Raw genomic sequence first — 23,662 nt, 5'->3', positions numbered from 1 at the left:
CCGGACCCGTCACCCCGTCACATCACGGCGCCCAGGGCCAGGAAGCCGCAGATCAGCACCGAGAGGATCGCCAGCAGGGGCCAGACGAACCGGAGGTACTTGTCGTAGCCGACCTTCGCCAGGGCCACGCCGCCGACCACCACGGCCGACGTGGGGACCCACAGGTTCATCCAGCCGCTCGCCGACTGCCAGGCCGTGACCGTCAGCGCGCGCGAGACGCCCGCGAAGTCGGAGAGCGGGGCCAGGATCGGCATCGCGAGGGTGGCGTGGCCGGAGGTGGAGGGGATCAGGAACGCCAGCGGGAGGTTGACGAGGAAGACCAGCACGGCGAAGGCCGCGGACGAGGTGCCCTCGACCATGCCCTCGATGGAGTGCAGGACGGTGTCGGTGATCTTCGAGTTGTTCATGATGACGGTGACCCCGCGGGCCAGCATGATGACCAGGGCCGGCGAGATGAAGTCGGCGGCGCCCCGGATGATCGTGGCGCTGAGCCTCGCCTCTCCCATCCGTGCCACCAGTCCCACCAGCACCGCCGCGCACATGAACAGCGCCGAGAGCTCCGCGAAGGACCAGTCCAGCTCCCACGGGTACGGGCCCGCCTCCGCCTCGCCGGTGAGCGCGCCGGACCAGGGGACCACCGAGAAGATCATGAAGGAGAAGACCAGGACGACCAGGACCAGCACCGTCTTGTGCAGGCGGGTCAGTTCCGGCTCCTCCTGGTCGGCTCCCGTCGCCTTCTGCTCCCGGTCGCCCGGCAGGAAGCCGCACACGGACGCGGCCGGGTCCCTCCGCACGCGCCTCGCGTACCGGACGACGTAGAGGATGGTCACGGCCGTCAGCACCACCCACATCGCGAAGCGCAGCGCGATGCCGTCGCCCAGCGAGATCTCGGCGGCCGAGGAGGCCACGCCGGTCGCGAACGGGTTCACGGTGGAGCACAGGACGCCGATGCCCGCGCCGAGGACGGCCGTGCCGACGGCGACGAGCCGGTCGTAGCCGAGCGCGAGCATCATCGGGACCAGCAGACCGTAGAAGCCGAGGGTCTCCTCCGCGAAGCCCTCCACCGTGCCGAGGACCGAGAACACCAGCATCACGGCGGCGATCAGCAACGCCCCGCGGTCGCGCAGCCGGTGGGCGAGGAGGGCGATGCCGCGGTCGAGGGCGCCGGTGGCGAAGACGACCGTGATGAACGCGCCGATGGCGAGGACGAAGAGGAAGACGCCCGCGCTGCCGTACAGGTCGCCGCTGAAGCCGGGGCCGACCTCGCCGGTCCGCTCGTCCCGGATGCCGTAGAGGCCGTTCACGGGGGAGAGGAAGAGGTCGTTCAGGCGCTCGGTGAAGCTCTGGGTGTCGGGGACCCGGTGGTAGGTGCCCGAGAGGGGGACGCCGCTGTCGTTGCGCTCGTACTGGCCGGCCGGGACGAGGAAGGCCAGCAGCCAGACCGCCACCGTGACGAGGGCCAGGATGGTCAGCGCGCTCGGGAAGGCGAACGTGCGGGCCGGGGGCCCCTCTTCCGGCGCCGGGGCCGGGGCGCCGGGTTCGGGGGGCGCGGTGGTCACCGGGCGTCTCCGGCGTCGGCCCGGCGCTCCAGGCTGCTCGGGCTGTCCGGTTCCATCCGCCACCATCCCTGTGAGGGGTCGCCTCCCCCGAGCATGGGGCGGGGGCGGAGCGGGTGCCGTGGTGGACTGCGCCGGGCGAGTGAACCGGACGGGCCCCTCCGGGTCCGCCGCTCAGCCGGTCCGTACGAAGGTCCGCACGGCCGTGTCGAAGTAGCCACGGGCCTCACCGGAACGCCCGACCGGAGAGGAGACCCACACGTCGTACAGCCGGCCGCCCTCCTCCCAGCACAGGTCGCGGGTGTGCCGGGGGCCTTCGGCCGGGGAGAAGCCGTCCCAGGTGAACAGCCAGAGGGCGGCCTCGTGGCCGTCGTGCGTGCCGGCCGCGACCTCGGCGTCCCGGTACCCGGGGTTGTTCGACGGCCCCTTGGCGTGGGCCCGTTGGTGTACGGCGAGCGGTCCGCCCGACTCCGGATCGGCCACCTTGATGCCGATGCGGATGGTCTCGCCCGGGGACATGTAGAAGATCCGCGGGCCTTCGACCTTGCGCGTGAAGCCGAGGGGGACGGCGAGCGAGAAGCCCTCCGGGTCCTCGACCACCTGGTAACCGGCGGGGGCGGCCTTGTCGCCCTTGTCATCGGAGGCGGGGGGAGCCGGCTGCGGCGCGGCCGGACTCGCCGTCGCGGTCCGCCCGCCGGGGCCGGTGGGGGAGGCTGAGGTCGGTGCGGGGGGTGCGGAGGCGACCGCGTCCGTGGCCGTGCTCCGGCCGCCCGCGACCCCGCTCGTGGACGCCTGCTTCGGGTGTTCGTCGTCGTTCATGAGCAGCGCGGCGGCGGAGACGCCCGCCCCGGCGATCGCGGCCACCAGCAGGCCCGCGATGAGCGCGGCCGCCGGCCGGCGCCTGGTGGGGGAGGGGACGGCCGGGGCCGCGGCCGCGGGGGCGGTCACGGGCGCCGTGGCCGGCACCGATGCCGGTGCCGGCAGCACTGCGGGCGCCGGTACGGGCGGTGGTGTCGGGAAGGGCGCCGGTACGGGTACGGCGGGCCTGGCCGCGTCCTGCGTCGGCGTGTGCTCCGGCGCCGCCGCCGCGCACGCCCGCAGCAGCCGTTCCGCCTGCTCCGCGCCGAGCCGCTCGGCGGGATCGCGCTCCAGCAGCCCCCGCACCACGGGCAGCAGCGGCCCGCACGCGGCGGGCGGCCGGATCTCGTCGTAGACCACGGCGTGCAGCACCCCGCCGAGCGAGTCCCGCCGGAACGGGGAGGCACCGCTCACCGCCGCGCACAGCAGGGCACCCAGCGACCACAGGTCGGACTCGGGCCCCACCGGCGTCTGCGCGGACATCCGTTCGGGCGCGGTGTACTCCGGGGAACCGACGAAGGCCCCGGTCGAGGTCAGCGTCGTCGCGCCCGCCACCTGCGCGATCCCGAAGTCCGTGAGGACGGGCCGGCCGCCCGGCGCCTCCAGCAGGACGTTCGCCGGCTTGATGTCCCGGTGCAGCACCCCCGCGGCGTGCGCCGCGCGCAGGGCGCCGAGCAGGGCGATCCCGATCCGGGCGCCCTCCGCGGGGTCCACCGGGCCGGTACGGGAGAGCCGGTCGGCGAGGGAGCCGCCCTCGACCAGCTCCATGACGATGTACGGGCGTTCGCCGTCCTCGACGATGTCGTGCACCACGATGATGTGCGGGTGCTTGAGCTGCGCGGCCGCGCGCGCCTCGCGGAGCGTGCGCTCGCGCTGGAGCAGGGCCTCGTCCTCGGACAGCGCGGGATCGAGGGCGACCTCCTTGACGGCGACGCTCCGGCCGAGCAGCTGGTCGGTGGCGCGCCACACGACGCCCATGCCACCGCGGCCGAGCTTGGCGTCCAGCCGGTAACGCCCGGCGATGAGTCGGGCGTTCTCCCCCTGGGTCCCCATGGCGCCATCATGCCGCATCGCAGGTGCGGGGCGGGGCCGGGCGCACGCATGCGGGGACGCACGACCGGGTGACGTGACCGCCGCGTCCGGGTACCCGATCGGTCCGCGGCGTGTCGAAGCGGGGCCTTGATCGTTTCTTCAGCGGTGACCATGCATCGGCCGCGGAATTCGGGAGGACGCGCGTGACCGCTTGGCAGTACTTCGCCGGGGCGGGGCTGGTGGCGGCGCTCTGCCCGCTGCACGGCCACGTGGCGGTCGCGGGTGACGGCCACGGCCGCGGCGCCCGCGTCGACCTGTGCGTGCCGATGAAGGGCCCGCAGCCGAGGGGGCCGCTCGCGCAGCCTTCCGGACGGCCGTCCGTACGGGCCGCCGTGCCCGGCGCCGACCGGCCGACCGTGCACCACCCGGGGCGGACGCCCGTGCCGGCCGCAGCCCCCGAGCGGCCCGCACGGCCCGCGCGGCCCGGACCGCCGGAGCCGGCGGTCCCGCCCGGCGAGCCGGGTCCGGCGGTGCCTTCCGCGGAGGCGGCGGCCGGGGAGGCGGAGCCGCCGACGCCCGCGCCTGATCCGGCCGAGGAGACGGCGACGGCGCCCGCCGGCGCACCCGCCCCGGCCCTGCCCAGGGCCGCCGTCGCGCGGGTGAGCGCCTTCCACGTGCGTCCGTACCGCGCGGTGGCCCTGGAGCGGCGCGGTCCGAACGGGATGTCCACCGTGATGCTCATGGTCGTCGTCACCACCCCGGCCGTGCTCGCCGCGGCCGCCCTGCGTCCGCGTTCCAAGAGCCGCGGCTGACCCCGCCGCCCCCGTCGACCCGACCCACCCGACTCAGCCCACCCCACGCAACCCACCCACCCCACCCACACCGGGAGAATCCACGTGTCCGAATGGCTGGTCCTGGCCATTGCCATGGCGCTCGTCTGCGCCGTCGTCCTCGCCATCACCACGATCCGGCACCGCCGGGCCGCGGACGACGAGGACACCAGCGAAACCCCCGACGTCATCGAGTACATGACGATGATGGTGGGCGTGGTCTACGCGATCGTGCTGGGCCTGGCCATCGCGGGCGTCTGGGAGGCGCGCGGCGCCGCGGAGGACAGCGTGCGCCGCGAGGCGCAGGCGCTGTACGAGGTCACCCAGCGCGCCGACGTCTACCCGACCGCGGTCCGCGACCGGATCCGCGGCGAGGTGGACGCGTACGTCACCCACACCGTCGCCGTGGACTGGCCGCTGCTGACCTCCGGGGAGGGCGCGTCGGCCCAGGGCGCCCAACTGCTGGGCAAGCTGCGCAGTGACGTCACCCACCAGAGCCCGGCCACCGAGCTGCAGGCGCAGGCCTACCAGCCGCTGCTGGACCACATCGCGGCGGCCGACGACGCCCGCCACTCGCGGACCCAGAGCTCCGAGTCCACGCTGCCGGGCGTCGTGTGGTTCGGGCTGCTGGTCGGCGGGGTGGTGACGGTCGGGCTGATCTTCACCCTGCAGATCCGCCGTTCCGGGCGGGAGTTGCTGCTCGCCGGGCTGTTCAGCGCGCTGATCGTGTTCCTGCTCTTCATGGTGTGGAGCTTCGACGCGCCCTACGGGCGGGAGGGGATCGACTCGGCGGGGCCGTTCCAGGACCTGTTCCCGAAGACGGCGGTGACCGCGGCCCGCTGAGCCCGCAGGGGCGGTCGTCACACCGCCCACCTGCCGGCGGACCGCCTACACCACCGGTGAATGCCGCAGGGCGTGCGAGATCCGGAGCAGGTCGCGGGGCACGTCGGGGGTGTCGAGCAGGGTCTCCTCGTCCTCGCCGATGATCTTGCCCTCGGGGTCGGCGGAGCGGGCCCGTACGGCGGCCGCGACCATGGCGGCGTCGGCGACCGCGCGGGCGGTCTCCTCGTCGGCTCCGGTGGCGACGGCGTTCGCGTACGCGTCGTCGCGCAGGCCCTTGTCGAAGTACGGGCCCAGGTGCAGGAAGCCGTCGTGGATGTCCGACTCGCGCTGGATCACCCGTAGCTCCGCCGCGGACCACCAGGCGATCTGCACGGAGGGCGTGCCCTCGGGCGCGGAGATCTGCACCTCCTGCCAGAGCGGGCCGAGCCGGCGGTACGTCGCCCAGGTCTGCCAGTGGTCCGACAGCCGCTGGCAGACCAGCGGGACCACGAAGCCCATGGCGCTGATCAGCGCCCCCAGGGAGGCGAGCGGCGGCGCGGCGTACGTGCTGAGGCCGTCCAGGTCGTGCCCCGACCAGCGGGCGACGACCGCGGTCATCTTCGTCGCGTCATAGGCGAGGTTGAAGATGTAGCCGATGACGATGATCACCAGGCCGACCCGCAGCCAGCCGCGGACCTGGAGCGACCAGCGCCAGCACAGGACCACCATCACCACGGCGGCCACGTGGTGCGCCAGCAGGTAAAGGGCGATCATGTGGCCGATGCGGGGCGTGTTCGCGTAGTAGGTGTCGAAGTCGCGCAGCCGCTCCACCGGGGTCTCGCCCAGGGCGAAGAACACGGTCAGCGCCAGGATGACCCCGCTGTAGCCCAGGATCCAGCGGCGCGAGACGCGTCGGGTCTGTTCGGGCTCTCCGCCCCGCCAGTTGACCATCAGGACCAGGCAGGAGGCGCTGAACGCGGTGATCAGGCAGTACACCAGGGGGGCCGAGAAGTTGGCGATCCCGGTCCAGCGGTTGACCGCCGCGATGGTGGGCGGGGCGGCGAAGAAGAACACCGCTCCCGCCAGGGTCAGCAGGGCGACGACCGACCGCAGGAGGGGGTCACGCCAGTTGTGCCGCAGGGCCGGCAGTTTGAAGGCGAGTGAGATCGCCATCGCGGCCGCGGGTATGTAGTAGTCCTCGCCAGTCAACGGTCGTTCCTGTGCCCCCGGTAGCCCAGCGATGCCTCGATGCGGCCCGCCAGTTGGTCGCGCTGGACCGGCGCCCGGTGGCCGGCCGATCCGGCCAGCCAGTTCCGGCACCGGCTTCCCAGCAGTAAACCGAACGTCTCGGCCTCGGTCTCCTCCTGAACGTCGGCGCGCGTGCGCGCCGCGACACGGCGGACGGTCTCGCCGATGTCGGCCTCGTCGGACAGCAGCCGCGCGGCGACGGCGGCGCCGTCGACGTGGTGGCTGCAGTGGCCGGCCTTCATGTGCCACAGCTCGTGGCCCAGGATGACCAGCTGGTGGTCGGGGGCGGTGCGTTCCTCGATGACCACGAGGTCGCGGTCCGCCATGTCGAGCCACAGGCCACTGGCCGTGCGCGGGGGGAACGAGGCCATCCGGAAGTCCACCCGTCGGCCGCGGTGTCTGCTCATGCCCTCGCAGAGGGCAGCGTAGAGTTCCACGGGTTCCGCGGGGGCGGTCAGCCGGATGCCGGCCACCAGCTCCCCGCACAACCGCCGCTGCTCTCTGCCTATGCTCACCGTTCTCCCCGTCGGCGCGGATCCGGATCAGGACTCAAGGATCAGACCCAGACTTTCGACTGGGTCAGGATTCATTCGGTTTGACGCTTTCGAGGAGCATGTCCAGCCATTCGGTCACCTTGTCCCGGTGCTTGTCGCTGGGCAGTTGGGCCGCGCGCCAGGCGATGCCCCGCACGCCGTGGTTCTGGAGGAGTCTTGCCAGCGGATCGCCCGCCGATGCGGCCGCGGCCGGTACGGTTTCCCGCGCGCGCCCCGCGAAGTCCTGGAGCAGCTGTTGCTCGGTCCGCTGGAGGGCGTCCGTGAGCGCGTCTGAGTCGTGCGCCGTGAGGAACCCGGCGTGCACCCCGAAGAAGCGCTGGATCGCGTCGCAGTGCTCCATGGTGGGGCGGCGGTCGCCGTTGATCAGGGCCCCGGCCTGCTGCCGCGACATGCCGGCGCCGTCCGCGATCTCCTGCTGGGTGTACCGGCGGCCGTTCGGTTTGACGCGCGTGCGCCGCAGCAGGTCGAGCCGCTGGAGGAACCGGGTCTGCAGATCGGGTTCGCCGGCCGGCCTGCCGTCGAGGAGGGTCCTGACCACGTCCGTGGGGACGCCGGAGGCCTCGGAGAGCCGCCGCAGGTCGAAGACATGGTTCAGGTCGCGGCTCATCTTGCCCGCGAGTTCGGCGACGCGCGTGATGGTGGCTGCCAGGGGTGCGTTGGCCACCGCGACGGGAGCCGGGAAGCCGTCTGTCACCAGTGGTTCTCCTAGATCGCGCGAAGTCGGTACGGCACATGGTCGGCTTCTGGAATCTAGCCGCTCTCGCCCGTAAGGGCTAGAACGTGCCACAGCTGTGGCGGGAATGAGCTGTCAAGAGGCTGGAATTGCCACAATAGTTGACACTCGAATGAAGTCGGTAGCAGGATCGCCACACGGAAATGAAGATCCAGACCGGAGGAGGGGGAGCTCTCGGTGCCACATCTCGCAGCGGTGGGCCCGTCCGATGGCCTCGCCCGAGCCGGTGAGGAGCGCCTGGCGGGCGAGGAGTCCGCACGGGGCGCCGTGCGGTCCGAGCGACGCAAGGAGATTTTGCGCCAGCGCCGCGAGGAGCTGGGGCTGAGCCAGGAGGACCTCGCCGCCCGGCTGCGCATCAGCGTGCGTGCGTACGGAAACTGGGAACGCGGCCTCGTCAAGGAGTGGACGGACCGCAAACTGCTCGCCCTGGCCGAGGCCTTGGAGATGAGCGAGCGGCAGTGCTTCTGGCTCTTCCGCGTCATGGTCGACCGCGACCCTCCGCCCACCTGGCGGGCGGCCGAGGAGAACCGGCTGCCCGAGGACCCCGCGCAGCGCGACTACCTGTGCGACTACGCGGCCCTCATGGAGTCGGTGCCCTACCCGAGCTTCCTGGTGGACCACCGGTGGGACGTCGCGCTCACCAACTCCGCCTTCGACCAGCTCTTCCAGTCCGTACGGCCGCACCCGACGGCCCTGCCGGACGACAACTTCCTGCGCTTCGTGCTGTTCCACCCGGACGCGGCGGGCGTGCTGGAGGACCACGAACCGGCCTGGTGCGTACCGCTGCTGGCCCAGTTCGCGGCCGCGCTCGCCTCGGCCCCGGACGACGAGGGGCTGCGCAGCATCCGCCAGGAGGTGGCCCGTGACCCGTTCATGGAGGCCGCCTACCGGTACGGGGTGCCGCACTGGCTGAGCATGCGCGGGGCCGAGGCCGCCGAGATGGACGGGGCGGTGCGGACCGTGCGCCACCCCGACCCGCGGTGGGGGCTGGTGCGCTGCCGGATGGTGGCCGAGACCAGCCGGATGCTGGACGAGATGGGGCTGACGAGGATCACCCTGATCCTTTCGGCGCCGCAGGGCGCCCCGGTGGGTCCCGTACGGGGCGGCGCCGGGGTCGCGCACCAGCAGGGTGCCAGGCTGCGCGCCGTGCCGTCGCTGGAGGAGTGACCGGCCGGGGCAGACTGGTGCCGGCGGGCCCGCGCGGCGGGTTCCGTGCCACCGATCGTGTCATCGATCGTGGCATTGGCGCTGCCGGAGCCGCCACGGGCGCGATCGTGGTGCGGGGAACGGCCACGGGAGCCGCCACGGCCACCGGCACCCGCGGTGGCCTCTGCACGGGCGAAGGGCGGTAGGGACGTGCGGCTGACGATCCTCGGCGGGGGCGGCTTCCGCGTACCGCTCGTCTACGGAGCACTGCTCGGCGACCACGCCGAGGGCCGGGTGTCCCATGTGACCCTGTACGACGAGGACCCGGCGCGGCTCACCGCCATGGCCCGCGTCCTCCACGACCAGGCCGAGGCCGCCGGCGTACCCGACGCCCCGGCCGTCACGGCCACCACGGACCTCGACGAGGCCCTGCGCGGGGCGGATTTCGTCTTTTCGGCCATTCGCGTCGGCGGCCTCGAAGGGCGCGCCGCGGACGAGCGGATCGCCCTCGCCGAGGGGGTGCTGGGCCAGGAGACGGTGGGCGCGGGCGGGATCGCGTACGGGCTGCGGACCGTGCCGGTGGCCCGCGCGATCGCGCGCCGGATCGCCCGCAGCGCCCCCGAGGCGTGGGTCATCAACTTCACCAACCCAGCCGGGCTGGTCACCGAGGCCATGGCCGAGGAGCTCGGCGAGCGGGTGATCGGCATCTGCGATTCCCCCGTGGGACTCGGCCGGCGCATCGCCCGCCTGCTCGGGGCCCGGCCGGAGGAGGCCTGGATCGACTACGTCGGCCTCAACCACCTGGGCTGGGTGCGCGGGCTGCGCATCGGCGGCCGCGACGAACTGCCCCGGCTGCTGGCCGACACCAAGGCCCTGGAGTCCTTCGAGGAGGGCCGCCTCTTCGGGGCCGAATGGCTGCGCTCGCTCGGCGCGATCCCCAATGAGTACCTGCACTACTACTACTTCAACCGTGACACGGTACGGGCCTACCAGGAGGCCGAGCAGACCCGTGGGGCCTTCCTGCGCGACCAGCAGCGCGGCTTCTACGCCGAGGCCGGCCGGGCCGGGCAGCCGGCCGGGGCGGCGCTGGCCGCCTGGGACCGGACGCGGGCCGAGCGCGAGGCCACGTACATGGCCGAGAACCGCGAGGCGGCCGGCGTCGGCGAGCGCGACGAGAGCGACCTGGAGTCCGGCGGGTACGAGAAGGTGGCGCTCGCGCTGATGCGGGCCATCGCCCGGGACGAGCGGGCCACGCTGATCCTGAACGTCCGCAACGGCTCGACGCTGTCGGTCCTGGACGCCGCAGCGGTCATCGAGGTGCCCTGCCTGGTCGACGCGAACGGCGCCCACCCGGTCGGCGTGGCGCAGCTGCCGCTGCACGCGGTGGGGCTCGTGACGGCCGTCAAGGCGGTCGAACGGGAGGTCCTGGCGGCCGCGGCGAGCGGGTCCCGGGCCGCCGCGGTCAAGGCCTTCGCGCTGCACCCGCTGGTGGACTCCGTGGCCGTGGCGCGGCGGCTGCTCGACGGCTACGCGGCGGAGCACCCGGGGCTGGCGTACCTGCGCTGACGCACGTGCCGCCGCGCCCTCGGCGACGGCGGGCGGTCCCCCGTACGGCGCAGCGCCGCATGCGGTGGGGCGGGTGCGCTGTGAGAGTGCGAGAGTGACCACTGCTCCCGCCGTAGCCGCCGCGCCACCCGTGCTCGACCGGCGGCAGCGCAACATCATCTTCGGCACGATCATGCTGGGAGTGCTCCTCGCGGCGCTCGACCAGACGATCGTCGGCACCGCCCTGCCCACGATCGTGGGGGAACTCGGCGGCGGGGACCACATGTCGTGGGTGGTGACCTCCTACCTGCTCGCGGAGACCGTGTCGACCGTGCTGGTCGGCAAGTTCGGCGACCTGTACGGGCGAAAGCTGATCTTCCAGATCTCCGCGATCGTCTTCATCAGCGGCTCCTTCCTGTGCGGCCTGTCCCCCAACATGACGTTCCTGATCGTGTGGCGCGGCGTCCAGGGCGTCGGAGCCGGCGGCCTGATGGTCACCGCCATGGCGCTCATCGCCGACGTGGTGCCGCTGCGCGAACGCGGCAAGTACCAGGGCCTGATCGGCGCCGTCTTCGGCGTCGCCACCGTGATCGGACCGCTGCTCGGCGGGTTCTTCACCGACCAGCTCAGCTGGCGGTGGTGCTTCTATGTCAACGTCCCGATCGCCATCCTCGTGGTCATCGCGGCCGCCAAGACGATCCCGGTGGTCAAGGCCTCGGGCAAGGCGGTCATCGACTACCTGGGCATCGCCCTGGTCGCGGTCGGCGCGAGCGCGCTGATCCTGGGCACCAGCTGGGGCGGGAACGAGTACGCGTGGACCTCGCCGGCGATCATCGGCCTGTTCGCACTCGGCGCGGTCGCGCTGGCCCTGTTCTGCTTCGTCGAGACACGGGCCGCGGAACCGATGCTGCCGATGCGGCTCTTCGGCAATCCGGTCTTCGCCGTGTGCTCCATCCTGAGCTTCGTCGTCGGCTTCGCCATGCTCGGCGCGATGACGTTCCTGCCGACCTACCTCCAGTACGTCGACGGGGACTCGGCCACCATCTCGGGCGTCCGGACCCTGCCCATGGTCTTCGGACTGCTGATCGCCTCCGTCTTCAGCGGCAACGTCACCAGCAAGACGGGGCAGTACCGGATCTTCCCGATCGTCGGCAACGCCGTCACGGGCATCGGCCTGTACCTGCTGTCGCGGATGCAACCGGGGACCAGCACCCTGCTCGAATCGCTGTACATGTTCGTGCTCGGCACGGGCATCGGCCTCTCCATGCAGGTCCTGACGATCGCCGTGCAGAACACCGTCGACTACGCCGACCTGGGCACCGCCACCTCCGGGGTCACCTTCTTCCGTACGCTCGGCAGCGCCTTCGGCACCGCCGTCTTCGGGACCATCTACGCGAACCACCTGGGGCCCGAACTGAAGGCGGGGATCGCGGAGGCGGCGCGGATCACCGGGCAGGACCCGGCACGGCTGGCCGAGGCCGCGTCGACCCCGGAGGGCGTGCACCGGCTCAGTCCGGAAGCCGCGGCCCCGATCATCGACGCGTACGCGGAGGCCCTGCACACGGTGTTCCTCTGGACCGTTCCGGTGGCGGTCTGCGGGTTCGTCGCCGGGCTCTTCCTCAAACAGGTCAAGCTGCGCGACAGCGCCCGGGCCGGCTCCACGGACATGGGCGACGGATTCGGCTCCCCGGCCACGGCCAGCGGGAATTCGGCCAAGCTGCTGGAGCTGGCCGTCGGCAAACTCGTACGGAACATGGGAGCCGACACGGCGCGCGCGATCGTCGGGGCCTCCGACACCCGGCTGGACATCGCGGGCGCGTGGACGGTGATGCAGGTGGAGCTGATGACCCGGACGGTCGGCACCGCCAGCATCGGGCTGATCGCCGGGCGCCGGGCGGTGCCGCCGGAGGTGCTGCTCCCGGTCTTCGACCGGATGACGGAGGAGGGCTACCTCAGCCGCGCGGGCAGCTTCTTCTCCCTCACCCCGGCCGGGGTGAGGGAGGCCGCGATCATCTCGGCCGCGTGGGCCGAGTGGCTCGGCGACCAGCTGGAGAAGGACAAGGGGCGGCCGCGGAGCGCCGAACTGCGGGTGGCGGCGGACGCGATCGCGAAACGGCTGCTGGCGGAGGACCTGGGCGAGGGGGGCTTCGCGCCGAAGATCGTGGTGCGCACGTAGCGGGGCGGCCGCGCGGGTGGCGGTGGCGCAGGGGGAACCGGAATCGGAACCTCCGCCGACTGTCGGACGTCCTCCCCGTCGAAGCGTGTGGTGCACGGCGGACCGGGGAGCGGACATGGGAATCACACTGGCCGAGGAGATCGTGCTGCTGTCCCTGGACGACGGGTCCGGGGAGACGCGCCGGCGCCAGGCGGCCGGCTGGGCCGCCGCGGGCGCCATCCTGCTCGAACTGGTCATGGCCGAGCGGGTGTCGGTGGCCGGCAAGTACCTGGAGCTGCGCGACACCACGCCCACCGGGGAAGAACTGCTCGACGGACGGATCCTGTCGATGGAGGCCTGGCTGCGCGGCCGCGCCAAGCGCCGGGTGACGGACTGGCTGACCAGGGAGCAGACCAAGGCGGTCGGCGCCGCGGTGGAACGCCTGGTCGAGCGCGGCCTGGTGGCCGCGGAAGTGCACAAGGTGCTCGGGATGTTCCCGCAGAAGCGCTACCCCGGGACCGACGGCGGCGCCGTCGAGCGGGCCCTGCGCGAGCGGCTGCGCGCCGTCGTCATCGAGGGCGCCGAGCCGGACGAGCGCACGGCCGGCCTCATCGCGCTGATCCACTCGACAGGCCTGCACGGGCTGGCCTTCCCGGACCGGCGCCGCAAGGAGGTGGCCCCGAGGACGGCGGAGATGGCCACCGGTCAGTGGGCCGCCGACAGCGTCCGGACGGCCATCCGAGACGTGCAGGCCGCGATGGTGGCCGTGACGGCCGTGACGGTGGCGGCGTCCTTCACGGCGTGAGACCGGGACGTCCGTCCCTTCCGCTCTTCGAGAGGCCTCAGGTGCTCGCGGCCGGGCCCGTGCCGGGGTTCGTACTCGGGTCCGGGTCCGGGTCCGAGGCCACGGTGGGGTAGTCGTACGAGGGGACGTGCGGCAGGCTCGCGAGGTCCGGGCGCCAGCTGCGCAGCACGGCCGCCGACGGCGCGTACAGGGCCGCGGGGATCTCGGCCGGGGCGAACCACTGCCAGCGGGCGATCTTGTGCGGCTCGGTGACGGCGGGGACCCCCTCCGCCGAGGTGGTGACGGCGGCCGCCGTCAGCCGGGTCAGGCCGGACTTCGCGTCGATCTGGACGGAGAGGATGCGGATCCCCTCGGGGGCCGCACGCAGATCCGTCTCCTCGGCGAGCTCCCGGGCCGCGGCCTCCTCGAAGCCCTCCCCGGGGTCGACCTTGCCGCCCGGCAACTCCCAGCGGCCGTCGTGTGCCTGGCCGAGCAGTACCCGGCCGTCGGGGCCGATGACGACCAGCCCCACGCCGACGACGGCGTTGGGCTGCGGTACGGCCCGCTCGGGGCGCTCTCCGGTGGTGGTCATGGGCGTCCTTCCGGTGACGTGGTGGGCCGGGCGCGGACGTGGATCCGTTCGCCCTGGGGGCCGAAGAGGCTGAGGAACTCCGCCGCCTGCGACCCCGCGTTGAAGAAGGCGTGCGGGGTGCGCGTGTCGAACTCGGCGGCCTCGCCGGGACCGAGGACCAGGTCGTGCTCGCCGAGCAGCAGTCGGATGCGCCCCGACAGCACGTACAGCCACTCGTACCCCTCGTGGACCTGGAGTTCGGGCAGCTCGGGCGGTGGGCCGTCGAGGGGCGGGAGGATCTGCTTGAAGGCGTGCACCCCGCTGAACTTGCGGGTCAGCGGCACAAAGGTGCTGCCGTGCCGGACGAAGGGGCGCGGGCGGACCCGGGGATCCCCGGTCTCCGGGGCGCCGACCAGCTCGTCGAGTGCCACCCGGTGCGCCCTGGCCAGCGGAAGCAGCAGCTCCAGCGTCGGCCTGCGCTGTCCGGACTCCAGCCGGGAGAGGGTGGAGAGGGAGATCCCGGTGGTCTCGCTGAGCTGGGCCAGCGTGGTGCCGCGCTGGCGGCGCAGGGCGCGCAGCCGCGGGCCCACGGCGGTGAGCACGCCGGCGAGTTCCTCGTCCTGCTCCTCGGTGGCCATGGCTCCATTTGCCACTTCGGCAAGAACATTTGTCAAGCGGGCGCCTGCGAGCGGACCCTCGGAGTCATGGACAACGCACGGGACGTACAGGACGCAGGCAATTCAGGCGACGCGGGGGACGACGTGTTCGACGTGGTGGTCGTGGGCGGTGGGGCCGCCGGGCTGGCCGGGGCCCTGACGCTGGCCCGGGCCCGCCGCTCGGTGCTGGTGATCGACTCCGGCAGCCCGCGCAACGCCCCGGCCGCGCACCTGCACGGATACCTCGGCCGGGACGGGGAGAGCCCGGCCGGGCTGCTGGCCCGGGGGCGCGCCGAAGTGGCCGGTTACGGCGGCGAGATCAGGCCGGGCACGGCCATCGCCGCGGACCGGCTGCCCGACGGGGGCTTCCTCGTCCGCTGTGGGGACGGCTCGACCGTCCGGGCGCGGCGGCTGCTGGTCGCCACCGGCCTGGTCGACGAGCTGCCCGCGGTGCCGGGGATCGCGGCGCGCTGGGGCCGGGACGTGCTGCACTGCCCGTACTGCCACGGCTGGGAGGCCCGGGACCTGCCGGTCGCGGTGCTCGCCGACGGACCCCTCGCCGTGCACCAGGCGCAGCTCTGGCGGCACTGGAGCGAGCGGACCACCCTGCTGGCGCACACCTGGCGGCTCACCGACGCGGACCGGGAGCTGCTGGCGGCCCTCGGTGTCCGGGTCGTCGAGGGAGAGGTGACCGGGCTCGCGGTCGAGGAGGACCGGCTGACCGGGGTGACCCTGGCCGACGGCTCCGGCGTGGAGTGCGAGGCCCTGGTGGTGGCCCCGCGGTTCACCGCGCGCTCGGGCGTCCTGACCGGCCTGGGCCTGCCGACCACCGCCGTGGAGCGGGACGGGCACACCATCGCCACCTGCGTCGAGTCCGATCCGGCGACCGGCGCCACCGCGCTGCGCGGGGTCTGGGCGGCGGGCAACGTGACCGGCCCGATGGAGCAGATCGCGGGCGCGGCCGCGCAGGGGGTGCGTGCGGCCGTCGCCGTGAACGCCGACCTGATCGAGGAGGAGGCCCGCCGGGCCCTGGCGGCCCACCGCGCGGGTGCGGGGGCGGGGGGGCGGGCCGAGGCCGAGGCCGAGGCCGAGGCCGGGGCCGGGGCCGGGGTCGGGGCCGGACCGGGCCGCGGCTGAGCAGGTCCGCTCGGCGGCTCGTCCCGTCGCGTACGGCTCGTATCGGACAGTTGTGCGGGTTTCGGCCGCTGTCCGTTCGCGCAGGCTCTGGGCGGTGTGATCGTCGTACGGTCCAACGGTTCCAAGGGTTCGGGGGGACGCTCCATGGCACACGTACTGGTCATCGGCGGAGGGGTCGGAGGCCTGGCCACGGCCCTGCTCGCGGCGCGGCACGGACACACGGCGGAGCTCTTCGAGCGCGATACGCGGGCTCCGGGCACCGCCCTCGACCGTGACTTCTTCGGCTGGCGCCGGCCGACCGTACCGCAGGCCGCCCAGCCGCACGCGCTGCTCGGGGCCGCCCGCACGGTCCTGCGCGACGAACTGCCCGACGTCCACGCGGAGATGCTCAGACTCGGTGCGCGGGAGCGGCACGAGCTGGACTGGTTCGAGGTGCGGCCTCCCGCGCTCCCCGGCGACGAGGACCTCGTCATGCTCCAGGCGCGGCGCATCGTGCTGGAGAGCGCGCTGACGACGGCCCTGCGCGCGGAGGCGGGCGTCGTCGTCCGGTACGGGGAGCCGGTCACCGGCCTGACCACCGTCCCGGAGCCGGCCGAGAATCCGGGGATCCAGGTGACGGGAGTGACCACCGAGGCGGGGAGTTACGCGGGGGACCTCGTGGTGGACGCGGGCGGGCGGCGCGGGGGAGTGGAGCGCAGGCTGGCCGAGGCGGGCTGCCGGCCACCCGTCGTGGAACGGCACCGCACGGGGCTCGCGTACTTCTGCCGCTGGTACCGGCTGCCCGAGGGCACGGACGAGGGGCCGCGCCGGCCCTGGGCGGTGACCGGTGGGACCTTCGCCGGGTGCGCGGTGTTCCCGGCCGACAACCGGGTGTTCGCGGTGACGCTGTTCGTGCACACCTCGGACGCCACCCGCTCGGCACTGCGCGATCCCGCCGTCTTCGAGCGGGCGGCCCGTGCCTTCCCGCCCGGTGCGGCCTGGCTGGCCCCGGGGGCCGAGTCGCTGTCGGGCGTACGGGCCACGGCGAGCCTGGACAACCGGTGGAGCGCGCTGGTGGACGAGCGGGGCCCCGTGGTGACCGGGCTGGTGCCGGTCGGCGACTCGATCACGCACACCAATCCGACGCTGGGGCAGGGCACCTCGCTCGCGCTGTGGGCCGCGCGCCGGGTGGCCCGTACGGCGCACCGGGACCCCGGATCGGCCCGGTTCGCCGTCGACCACCACGGCTGGGCGGTGCGGACGCTGAAACCGTGGTTCGACTTCCAGGTGGTGGCCGACGCGGCCATCGGGGAGCGCTTCGCGACGCGGGCCGGGCGGACGGGGACGGCGCGCGAGGTGGCCGCGCTGTTCGACTGCGCGCTGGAGGACCCCGAGGTGATGCGGGCGAGGGCGCGGGTGCGGCATCTGGCCGAACCGCCGGAGCGGGCGTACGCGGATCCGGAGATCAAGGCCCGGGTGGCGCGCTGGCTGGCGGCGCGGCCGGACTACGCCCCGGCCGAGGCGGGGCCGGACCGGGCGGAGTGGGAGAAGCTGACGGCGGGGGCGGGGGCGGGGGCGGGGGCGAGGTGGGCCGCTCAGCCGCCGGAGCCCTCCGTACCGCCGGTGCCGGTAGTGCCGGTGGTGCCGGTGGTGCCGGTGGCCGGGCCGAGCACTTCGGCGAGGTCGTAGCCGATGACCTCCTCCAGCTGGGCGTAGGTGCAGCTCTGCGGGGTCCGGTCCGCCCGCCAGCGGTGGAACTGTGCGGTGTGCCGGAAGCGGTCGCCCTCCATGTGGTCGTACTTCACCTCGACGACCCGCTCGGGGCGCAGCGGTACCCAGGACAGGTCCTTCTTGCCGGTCCAGCGGCTCTGCGCGCCCGGCAGCCGGGCGCTCTCGTGGGCCGACTCCTCCGCCCAGGCGGCCCACGGATGACCGGCCGGGTCGGGCATCCGCAGGGGTGCGAGTTCCTCCACCAGCTCGGCGCGGCGCTTCATGGGGAAGGCGGCGCAGACGCCCACGTGCTGGAGGGTGCCGTGGGCGTCGTACAGGCCGAGGAGCAGCGATCCGACAATCGGACCGCTCTTGTGGAAACGGAAACCCGCGACGACGACGTCGGCGGTACGTTCGTGCTTGATCTTGTACATGAGGCGGGCATCGGGCCGGTAGAGGAGATCGAGCGGTTTGGCGATCACTCCGTCGAGCCCGGCGCCCTCGAACCGCTCGAACCACTCCTGCGCGAGCGCGGGATCGGTGGTCGCGGGCGCGAGATGGACGGGGGGCCGAGCAGTGGAGAGTGACAGGACCAGGGCGGCACGGCGGTCGGCGAGCGGCGTGTCGAGGAGCGACTCGTCGCCGAGCGCGAGCAGGTCGAAGGCGACGAAGCTGGCGGGAGTGGTCTCGGCCAGCAGGGCGACACGGGACTGCGCGGGATGGATCCGCTCGGTCAGCCGGTCGAAGTCGAGCCGCCCGCCGTGAACGATCACGATCTCGCCGTCCACGACGCAGCGGTCGGGCAGATTGCCCTTCAGCGCCTCCGCCAGCTCGGGAAAGTACCTGGTCAGGGTCTTTCCGGTGCGGCTGCCGAGCTCGATCTCATCGCCGTCGCGATGGACGATGGCCCGGAAGCCGTCCCACTTGGCCTCGTACTGCATGCCGGGCGGGATCTTCGCCACGGACTTGGCGAGCATCGGTTTCACGGGCGGCATCACTGGCAGATCCATGCCTCCGATTCTGCGGTGGTACGTCCGGCCGCGCCCGGTATGCGCGCACGAGCGGGCCCGCCTACCGTGGCGCACATGGGTGCTGCCGGTAATGCGATCGAGCTGGACGCGGGCGGGCGGACGGTACGGCTGTCCAGCCCGGACAAGGTGTACTTCCCGGAGCGCGGCCTCACCAAGCGGCACGTGGCCGAGTACTACCTGGCGGTCGCGGACGGCATCACGCGCGCCCTGCGCAACCGGCCGACGACCCTGGAACGGTTCCCGGACGGGGTGGAGGGCGAGTCCTTCTTCCAGAAGCGGGCGCCGAAGAACCTTCCCGACTGGATCCCGACCGCCCACATCTCCTTCCCGAGCGGTCGCTCCGCCGACGAGATCTGCCCGACCGAACCGGCCGCCGTCCTGTGGGCCGCCAACCTGGGCTGCCTCACCTTCCACCCCTGGCCGGTACGCCGCGAGGACACCGACCGCCCCGACGAACTCCGCATCGACCTGGACCCGCAGCCGGGCACCGACTACCACCACGCGGTGGCGGCCGCCCACGAGCTGCGCGCCCTGCTGGAGGAACTGGGCCTGCGCGGCTGGCCCAAGACCTCGGGCGGGCGCGGACTGCACGTCTTCGTGCCGATCGCCCCGCGCTGGACCTTCACCGAGGTCCGCCGGTGCGCCATCGCCCTCGGCCGGGAACTGGAACGCCGGATGCCGGGCAAGGTCACGACGGCCTGGTGGAAGGAGGAACGCGGCGAGCGGATCTTCGTCGACTACAACCAGACGGCCCGCGACCGTACGATCGCCTCCGCCTACTCCATCCGCCCCCGCCCGCACGCCCCGGTCTCGGCACCGCTGCGCTGGGACGAGGTGGACGACGCCGAGCCCCGCGACTTCGACATCGTGACGATGCCGGCCCGCTTCGCCGAACTGGGCGACCTGCACGCGGACATGGACGAGCACGCCTTCGCCCTGGACCCCGTACTGGAACTCGCGGCCCGCGACGAACACGAGCACGGTCTGGGCGACATGCCCTACCCGCCGGACTACCCGAAGATGCCGGGCGAACCCAAGCGCGTCCAGCCCAGCCGCGCCAAGCACGAGGACTGACGTCCGTTCGGCCCGCGCCAGGCCCGGGGAGAGCCTGGTTGTCCGGATCATGGCTGTTCATCCCGGTGCGGCACGGCAAGGATGTGGCGCGGCCGAACGGCCGTCACGTGAATCGATCCGGGGGGATGTTCATGGGAACGAGAAATGCGCGCATCGGTCTCGCCGCGCTGGGGAGCCTCCTCGCCGCGCTCGCGGTGACCGCTCCCGCGCAGGCGGCTCCGGGGGGAGCCGGCGCGGGCTGCAAGCCGTCCATCCAGGTCCTGGAGAGACTGTCTCCCGCGGAGGACCCGCATCCGAGCCCGTGGGTGCGCCGCACCCAGGTCAGCGCCATCGCGCCGGGGCCGTCGCGACTGGCCGTCGGCATGTCCGGGATGAAGGCCGTCTACTGGATCGGGACGCGGGTGTTCGCCGTGCCCATGCCCGCCGACGCCGGCCCGGGCGCCCTCACGGACGTCAACCGGTCCGGCCTCATGGTCGGCAAGGTGCTCACGTCCGAAGGCAGCAAGGCGTTCAGCTACCGGCACGGTGACAGTGCCATCACCCTCCTGCCCGGCGGGGGCGCGGCGTACGGCGTCAACGACCACGGGGTCATCGTCGGCAATGTCTGGGACGCCGCCCAGAACCGGACCATCGCCAGGGAATGGTCCGGCACGAGGATCCGCCGCGAACTGCCGGCGCCCGCCGGATACCTGATCCACTTCATGTCCGGGATCAACAACGCCGGCCAGGCCGTCGGCAACGGCGAGACGAGCGAGCCCCTCCCGGGCACGCAGATCTGGATCACCCCGGGGCTGCACTGGTCCGCCGACCCGCGCACCGCCCCCAGGGTGCTCCGGCCCGCCGACGACACCGGGGACCGCTACGTCACCCGGGGCATCGACGAATCCGGCCGGATCGTCGGCTACCAGAAGCAGGCATCGGCCGACGGGAGCGAGATCGCCGTGATGTGGAACCGCCCCGACGGCCCTCCCGTGTACGCGCCCTGGGCGCCCGGAGCCATGGGCGGCACCTTCGAGGCCGTCAGCCCGAACACCCACGTCGCGGTCGGCCTGGCCGAGTTCCGCTACGACTCCCCGCCGCCGGCGGACAGCCCGGACGCCCGGGCCCAGTACTGGACCGGCAGCGGCCCGATGCGGGTCCTTCCCGGGCTCGCCCCGTCCCGCTTCACCGCCGCGTTCGCCGTCACCGACGACGACCGCGTCGGCGGGGCCGCGCTGGACGCCGACGGCCGGGTCCAGCCGGTGATCTGGACCTGCGCGGCGAAGCAGGCCTTCGTCCTGCCCGAGGCGCCGGCGGAGAAGGGGTGACATGACGGGGTGTTGATCAGGCGTTGATCGGACGTCCATCGGCGGCGGCCAGTATCTGCGGCATGTCGATGAACACCACTGCCGCAGCCACGGACACCGCCTGGTACGAACTCGCCCTGTGCGCCCAGACGGGCCCGGGCTTCTTCTTCCCGGAGCCGGGCTCGTCGCTGCGCGACGCGAAGCGGCTGTGCGGGGCGTGCGAGGGGCGGGCGGCGTGCCTGGAGTACGCCCTGGCCAATGACGAGCGCTTCGGCGTCTGGGGCGGCCTCTCCGAAGCCGAACGCCTCGCCCTCCGCCCCCGCCCCTGATCAGGTCCGCGTTCCCTTGCCGCTCGCACGGACCAGCCCCACCCGCCGGGCGAGGTCGAACCCCTCGCCCCCGCACTCCTCACGGCGCGGCGTGTGCGGCACGACCCGCACGGGGTAGTGCCCCCCGACGGGCGAAACGACCCCACCGAAGCGAGGATCCCCCGCGAACCAGATCCGGTCCGGCCGATCGCCCTCCAGCGCTGCGAGCGCGACGGGGAACGGGATGATCCGGAACGTGGCCGTGAAGTCCTCCCCGAACCGGACATCCATGGTCGCGGGGCTCTCGGGTGCGCGGGTGGGGTGCCGACACGGCCACTCCTGCCAGGGGTAGGCCCGCAAGACGGCGGCGACGCGCCGTCGGCGGAAGAAGGCGATGACCACCCATGGGAGAAGGGGTGCCACCAGCAGAGCGATGAGGGCGAAGGCCGTTCCTGCGTGAGGGATGCGGTCGACGCAGGCCAGGGCGATCAGAGGCGGACCGCCGAGGCTGAGCACCCATCCGAGGCGACGGATGACCAACCGCTTGTAGCCCGCGGCTGTCGGAGGGTGGTCCCATGCCGCCTTGGTGAGCGCAAGGCTCACAGGAGCACCTCCAGAATGCGTGAAGTCCCGGTCGCTGTCGGCGCGCTCGGTTCGGGGTCGGTGAAGAGGAGCGTGTGCGCCACGGCTTCGAGGATGTCCGTGTACGCCTCGGCGTGCTGGGTGGAGGCGCTGGTCAGATCGAGCACGAGTAGGTGGAGTCCATCCGGGTGCACCGTCGCGACCCTGGCCTGAAACAGTCGCTGCTCCACATTGGGCACGGAAATGATCCCGGCGACGAGGCAGCACGGGAGAGCCGATGGCAGGTCGATGAACCTGCGGATAGAGCTCTCCCACAACGAGGAATGTGCGATGGCCAGGGCCGTGCGTGCCACGGTGAGCCGGGGGTTGGGTTTTTCGGCACGCTGGATGGTCAGAGAGAACAGTGAAGTGGCGACGCCGAGCGGTTCCTCGGGGTGAAAACCGATCGCTGTGTGCAGGACGTCGTGCCCTGCCAATTCCTCCAGACCATCCGCGAGCTGGGACAGCTCCTGATGTGCATCAGGACTGCCCAGGGCCTCGGCGACGGCGAGCAAGGAGGCCCTGTCGTCGGGGCCGATGTCGTGGAAGCCCGGAGGCAGGCGAAACCAGACCGGCGGCATGTTGCGCTGATGTGTCACGGCCTCAGCCCCGACCAGACGCGCCCCGATTTCCTGATGGCTGAAGGAGCGTCGTCCAGCGCCCCTCGGGCACCGTCCACCGCCGTCGAGCCGTGTTCAAGCGTTTCGTTGTCCGGCGCGTAATCGAGTCCGGCAGTCGCAGCACCGGTACCGGCCACGGCCACACCCACCCGGTCTCGGGTGCCCTGAGTCGCCGACCGCATGGCCCATCCGGTGAGGGGACTCTCCACCTGCCGCAGCTCCTCGGCACTGGTCCATGCGCTCTGCCGGAACGCGGTGGCTCCGGGAGACAGTCCCGCCAGAGCACTGCCCTCGGGCGCGGCCGCCATCGCTGCGCGGGCAGCCGCGGTGCCGGCCTTGGCGCCCGAGGCGACCGCCGCCACGCCCGGGACCGTGCCTGCGAGGTCGCCGACCAGGGTCACGCTGCTCTTCCAGAAATCCGCGTCGAACTCGCCCTTCATGACGCCGTCCCCGAGGGACTTCCGGAATTTCGGGTCAGAGGTGTGCACCGCCAGGGCCGCCAATGACAGGCCGCTCCCGACGAGCATGATCGCGAGCCCGGCAGGGGGACAGGCGAGTGACACCAGGGCGCCGGCGAAGCCCAGCAAGGCCGACGCGTTCGACAGCGCGTCGCCCGGGTCTTCCGTGATCTTGTGCCAGATCGAGGACAGCAGGCCCGGTTCCTTCGGGGCCAGTCGGTCCGTCGCCGCGTTCAGGGTGCGGGCGACGCGGCTCGCCGCCGCCGCGTGTTCGGTGGCGAGTTCGCGGGCCAGGCGGCGGGTGTCGGAGAGGGCCTGCTCCGTCTTGGCCGCGGCGGCCTGGGACTCGTACCGGGCGGCCAGCGCGCGGTGCGCGACCAGGGTGTCGTGCCAGCCGGTGAGCCGACGGGCGGCCTCCGCGAGGGAGGTGTGGGCCGCGCCCAGGTAACGGGGGAGCTCCTGCGAGAGGGAGGCGCGGAAGGCGGTCGCGGCCTCGCCCTGCCACTGCGAGCTGTGGGAGACGAGGTCCTTCACGACGCGCGCGGCCTCCCCGAGGGACTGCGCCGACGCGCCGAGCTTCTTCGTCAGGGCCAGGACCGCGGCCGGATCGCCGGGCGCCGGGTCGAAGCCCAGCGCCGCGTGGTCAGCCATGCGCGGCCGCCACCCGGGCGAAGGCCGCGCGGACGGCCTCCTCCAGCTCCGCGTACTCCGCGGCGCTGCGGTCCACGCCCTCCCGCACGGTCTTGACCCGTTTGGTCAGCTCCCGCGTGCCGTGGGCCCAGCGTTCCTGGAAGCCGTCGCACGCCGCGTCGAGGTCGGCCGTGCCCAGCTGGTCGGCCCGTACGTGGTCCAGCGCGGCCCGTGCCTCCCGCAGGGAGACCAGCGAGGAGTCCAGGGCGCGCGTGAGACGGGTCAGCTGGTCGATGTCCACCTGGAGCGAGGTCATGA

General features: G+C 73.0%; 23 protein-coding genes. 11 read left to right on the top strand and 12 right to left on the bottom strand.

Going from position 1 to position 23,662, the window contains the following annotated elements; translation table 11 throughout:
- Positions 1 to 17: 17 nt before the first annotated feature.
- Entirely contained in the window at positions 18 to 1,472 is a 1,455-nt protein-coding gene (locus ACFYZ4_RS06270) for a YfcC family protein (protein WP_390783249.1), read from the bottom strand.
- Between the two features lie 258 nt (positions 1,473 to 1,730).
- Positions 1,731 to 3,467, bottom strand: a complete 1,737-nt coding sequence (locus ACFYZ4_RS06265) for a serine/threonine-protein kinase (RefSeq protein WP_390783206.1) — start codon at positions 3,465 to 3,467, stop codon at positions 1,731 to 1,733.
- Between the two features lie 182 nt (positions 3,468 to 3,649).
- Here ACFYZ4_RS06265 and ACFYZ4_RS06260 point away from each other — a divergent pair, with 182 nt between their 5' ends.
- Complete coding sequence (locus tag ACFYZ4_RS06260; RefSeq protein WP_351291941.1) at positions 3,650 to 4,258, top strand: hypothetical protein; 609 nt, start codon at positions 3,650 to 3,652, stop codon at positions 4,256 to 4,258.
- A gap of 84 nt (positions 4,259 to 4,342) precedes the next feature.
- Complete coding sequence (locus ACFYZ4_RS06255; protein ID WP_351291939.1) at positions 4,343 to 5,119, top strand: hypothetical protein; 777 nt, start codon at positions 4,343 to 4,345, stop codon at positions 5,117 to 5,119.
- Positions 5,120 to 5,164: 45 nt separating this feature from the next.
- Here ACFYZ4_RS06255 and ACFYZ4_RS06250 read toward each other — a convergent pair whose 3' ends face one another.
- The 3 genes from ACFYZ4_RS06250 to ACFYZ4_RS06240 all read right to left on the bottom strand — a co-directional run bounded on the left by ACFYZ4_RS06250 (position 5,165) and on the right by ACFYZ4_RS06240 (position 7,594).
- Positions 5,165 to 6,307, bottom strand: a complete 1,143-nt coding sequence (locus ACFYZ4_RS06250) for an MAB_1171c family putative transporter (RefSeq protein WP_390783205.1) — start codon at positions 6,305 to 6,307, stop codon at positions 5,165 to 5,167.
- Positions 6,304 to 6,861: a toxin-antitoxin system, toxin component gene (locus ACFYZ4_RS06245; protein WP_351291935.1), complete on the bottom strand. Its 558-nt coding sequence runs from the start codon at positions 6,859 to 6,861 to the stop codon at positions 6,304 to 6,306. The genes ACFYZ4_RS06250 and ACFYZ4_RS06245 overlap by 4 nt, the downstream gene beginning before the upstream one ends.
- A 64-nt stretch (positions 6,862 to 6,925) precedes the next feature.
- Positions 6,926 to 7,594 carry a helix-turn-helix transcriptional regulator gene (locus tag ACFYZ4_RS06240; RefSeq protein WP_351291933.1) on the bottom strand — a complete coding sequence of 223 codons (669 nt, stop codon included), beginning with the start codon at positions 7,592 to 7,594 and terminating at the stop codon, positions 6,926 to 6,928.
- Positions 7,595 to 7,810: 216 nt separating this feature from the next.
- Here ACFYZ4_RS06240 and ACFYZ4_RS06235 point away from each other — a divergent pair, with 216 nt between their 5' ends.
- The 4 genes from ACFYZ4_RS06235 (at position 7,811) to ACFYZ4_RS06220 (ending at position 13,284) form a co-directional block, all read left to right on the top strand.
- Entirely contained in the window at positions 7,811 to 8,800 is a 990-nt protein-coding gene (locus ACFYZ4_RS06235) for a helix-turn-helix domain-containing protein (RefSeq protein ID WP_384341814.1), read from the top strand.
- 189 nt (positions 8,801 to 8,989) lie between these two features.
- A complete protein-coding gene (locus tag ACFYZ4_RS06230) occupies positions 8,990 to 10,345 on the top strand; it encodes a 6-phospho-beta-glucosidase (protein ID WP_390783204.1) in 1,356 nt (451 codons plus the stop codon).
- A gap of 94 nt (positions 10,346 to 10,439) precedes the next feature.
- Complete coding sequence (locus tag ACFYZ4_RS06225; protein ID WP_390783203.1) at positions 10,440 to 12,500, top strand: MDR family MFS transporter; 2,061 nt, start codon at positions 10,440 to 10,442, stop codon at positions 12,498 to 12,500.
- Between the two features lie 115 nt (positions 12,501 to 12,615).
- Entirely contained in the window at positions 12,616 to 13,284 is a 669-nt protein-coding gene (locus tag ACFYZ4_RS06220; RefSeq protein ID WP_390783202.1) for a GPP34 family phosphoprotein, read from the top strand.
- Positions 13,285 to 13,321: 37 nt separating this feature from the next.
- Here ACFYZ4_RS06220 and ACFYZ4_RS06215 read toward each other — a convergent pair whose 3' ends face one another.
- Both ACFYZ4_RS06215 and ACFYZ4_RS06210 read right to left on the bottom strand, forming a co-directional pair.
- Positions 13,322 to 13,855 carry an NUDIX domain-containing protein gene (locus ACFYZ4_RS06215; RefSeq protein WP_351291923.1) on the bottom strand — a complete coding sequence of 178 codons (534 nt, stop codon included), beginning with the start codon at positions 13,853 to 13,855 and terminating at the stop codon, positions 13,322 to 13,324.
- On the bottom strand, positions 13,852 to 14,472 hold the full coding sequence (locus ACFYZ4_RS06210; protein WP_351585491.1) for an XRE family transcriptional regulator: 621 nt from the start codon (positions 14,470 to 14,472) through the stop codon (positions 13,852 to 13,854). The genes ACFYZ4_RS06215 and ACFYZ4_RS06210 overlap by 4 nt, the downstream gene beginning before the upstream one ends.
- Before the next feature lie 66 nt (positions 14,473 to 14,538).
- Between ACFYZ4_RS06210 and ACFYZ4_RS06205 the strand changes: the two genes are divergently transcribed.
- On the top strand, positions 14,539 to 15,627 hold the full coding sequence (locus tag ACFYZ4_RS06205) for an NAD(P)/FAD-dependent oxidoreductase (protein WP_390783201.1): 1,089 nt from the start codon (positions 14,539 to 14,541) through the stop codon (positions 15,625 to 15,627).
- Between the two features lie 144 nt (positions 15,628 to 15,771).
- Entirely contained in the window at positions 15,772 to 17,295 is a 1,524-nt protein-coding gene (locus tag ACFYZ4_RS06200; protein ID WP_390783200.1) for an NAD(P)-binding protein, read from the top strand.
- On the opposite strand, the gene ACFYZ4_RS06195 is transcribed toward ACFYZ4_RS06200, so the two are convergent.
- The gene (locus tag ACFYZ4_RS06195) at positions 17,202 to 18,326 is read right to left on the bottom strand and encodes an ATP-dependent DNA ligase (protein WP_390783199.1); all 1,125 of its coding nucleotides are present in this window, start codon (positions 18,324 to 18,326) and stop codon (positions 17,202 to 17,204) included. The genes ACFYZ4_RS06200 and ACFYZ4_RS06195 overlap by 94 nt on opposite strands.
- A gap of 75 nt (positions 18,327 to 18,401) precedes the next feature.
- On the opposite strand from ACFYZ4_RS06195, the gene ligD reads away from it, so the two are divergent.
- The 3 genes from ligD to ACFYZ4_RS06180 all read left to right on the top strand — a co-directional run bounded on the left by ligD (position 18,402) and on the right by ACFYZ4_RS06180 (position 21,036).
- Positions 18,402 to 19,421, top strand: a complete 1,020-nt coding sequence (ligD, locus tag ACFYZ4_RS06190; RefSeq protein ID WP_351291914.1) for a non-homologous end-joining DNA ligase — start codon at positions 18,402 to 18,404, stop codon at positions 19,419 to 19,421.
- A 131-nt stretch (positions 19,422 to 19,552) separates the two neighbouring features.
- Positions 19,553 to 20,728, top strand: a complete 1,176-nt coding sequence (locus ACFYZ4_RS06185) for a hypothetical protein (RefSeq protein ID WP_390783198.1) — start codon at positions 19,553 to 19,555, stop codon at positions 20,726 to 20,728.
- A 62-nt stretch (positions 20,729 to 20,790) separates the two neighbouring features.
- Positions 20,791 to 21,036 (top strand): WhiB family transcriptional regulator, encoded by a 246-nt coding sequence (locus ACFYZ4_RS06180; RefSeq protein ID WP_351291910.1) that lies wholly within the window; start codon positions 20,791 to 20,793, stop codon positions 21,034 to 21,036.
- On the opposite strand, the gene ACFYZ4_RS06175 is transcribed toward ACFYZ4_RS06180, so the two are convergent.
- Genes ACFYZ4_RS06175 through ACFYZ4_RS06160 form a run of 4 tightly spaced genes read right to left on the bottom strand, consistent with a single transcriptional unit; the run spans position 21,037 to position 23,660 of the window.
- Entirely contained in the window at positions 21,037 to 21,618 is a 582-nt protein-coding gene (locus ACFYZ4_RS06175; RefSeq protein WP_390783197.1) for a hypothetical protein, read from the bottom strand.
- Positions 21,615 to 22,235 (bottom strand): hypothetical protein, encoded by a 621-nt coding sequence (locus tag ACFYZ4_RS06170; RefSeq protein ID WP_390783196.1) that lies wholly within the window; start codon positions 22,233 to 22,235, stop codon positions 21,615 to 21,617. Before ACFYZ4_RS06170 ends, ACFYZ4_RS06175 begins: the two co-directional genes overlap by 4 nt.
- Complete coding sequence (locus tag ACFYZ4_RS06165; RefSeq protein ID WP_390783195.1) at positions 22,232 to 23,365, bottom strand: hypothetical protein; 1,134 nt, start codon at positions 23,363 to 23,365, stop codon at positions 22,232 to 22,234. The genes ACFYZ4_RS06170 and ACFYZ4_RS06165 overlap by 4 nt, the downstream gene beginning before the upstream one ends.
- Positions 23,358 to 23,660, bottom strand: a complete 303-nt coding sequence (locus ACFYZ4_RS06160; protein ID WP_351291902.1) for a hypothetical protein — start codon at positions 23,658 to 23,660, stop codon at positions 23,358 to 23,360. The genes ACFYZ4_RS06165 and ACFYZ4_RS06160 overlap by 8 nt, the downstream gene beginning before the upstream one ends.
- Positions 23,661 to 23,662 lie beyond the last annotated feature (2 nt).

This window comes from Streptomyces sp. NPDC001513 (assembly GCF_042894695.1).
Taxonomy (GTDB): Bacteria; Actinomycetota; Actinomycetes; order Streptomycetales; family Streptomycetaceae; genus Streptomyces.
Note: the sequence above shows the minus strand (reverse complement) of the source record. Positions and strands in the feature narration are given on the sequence as shown.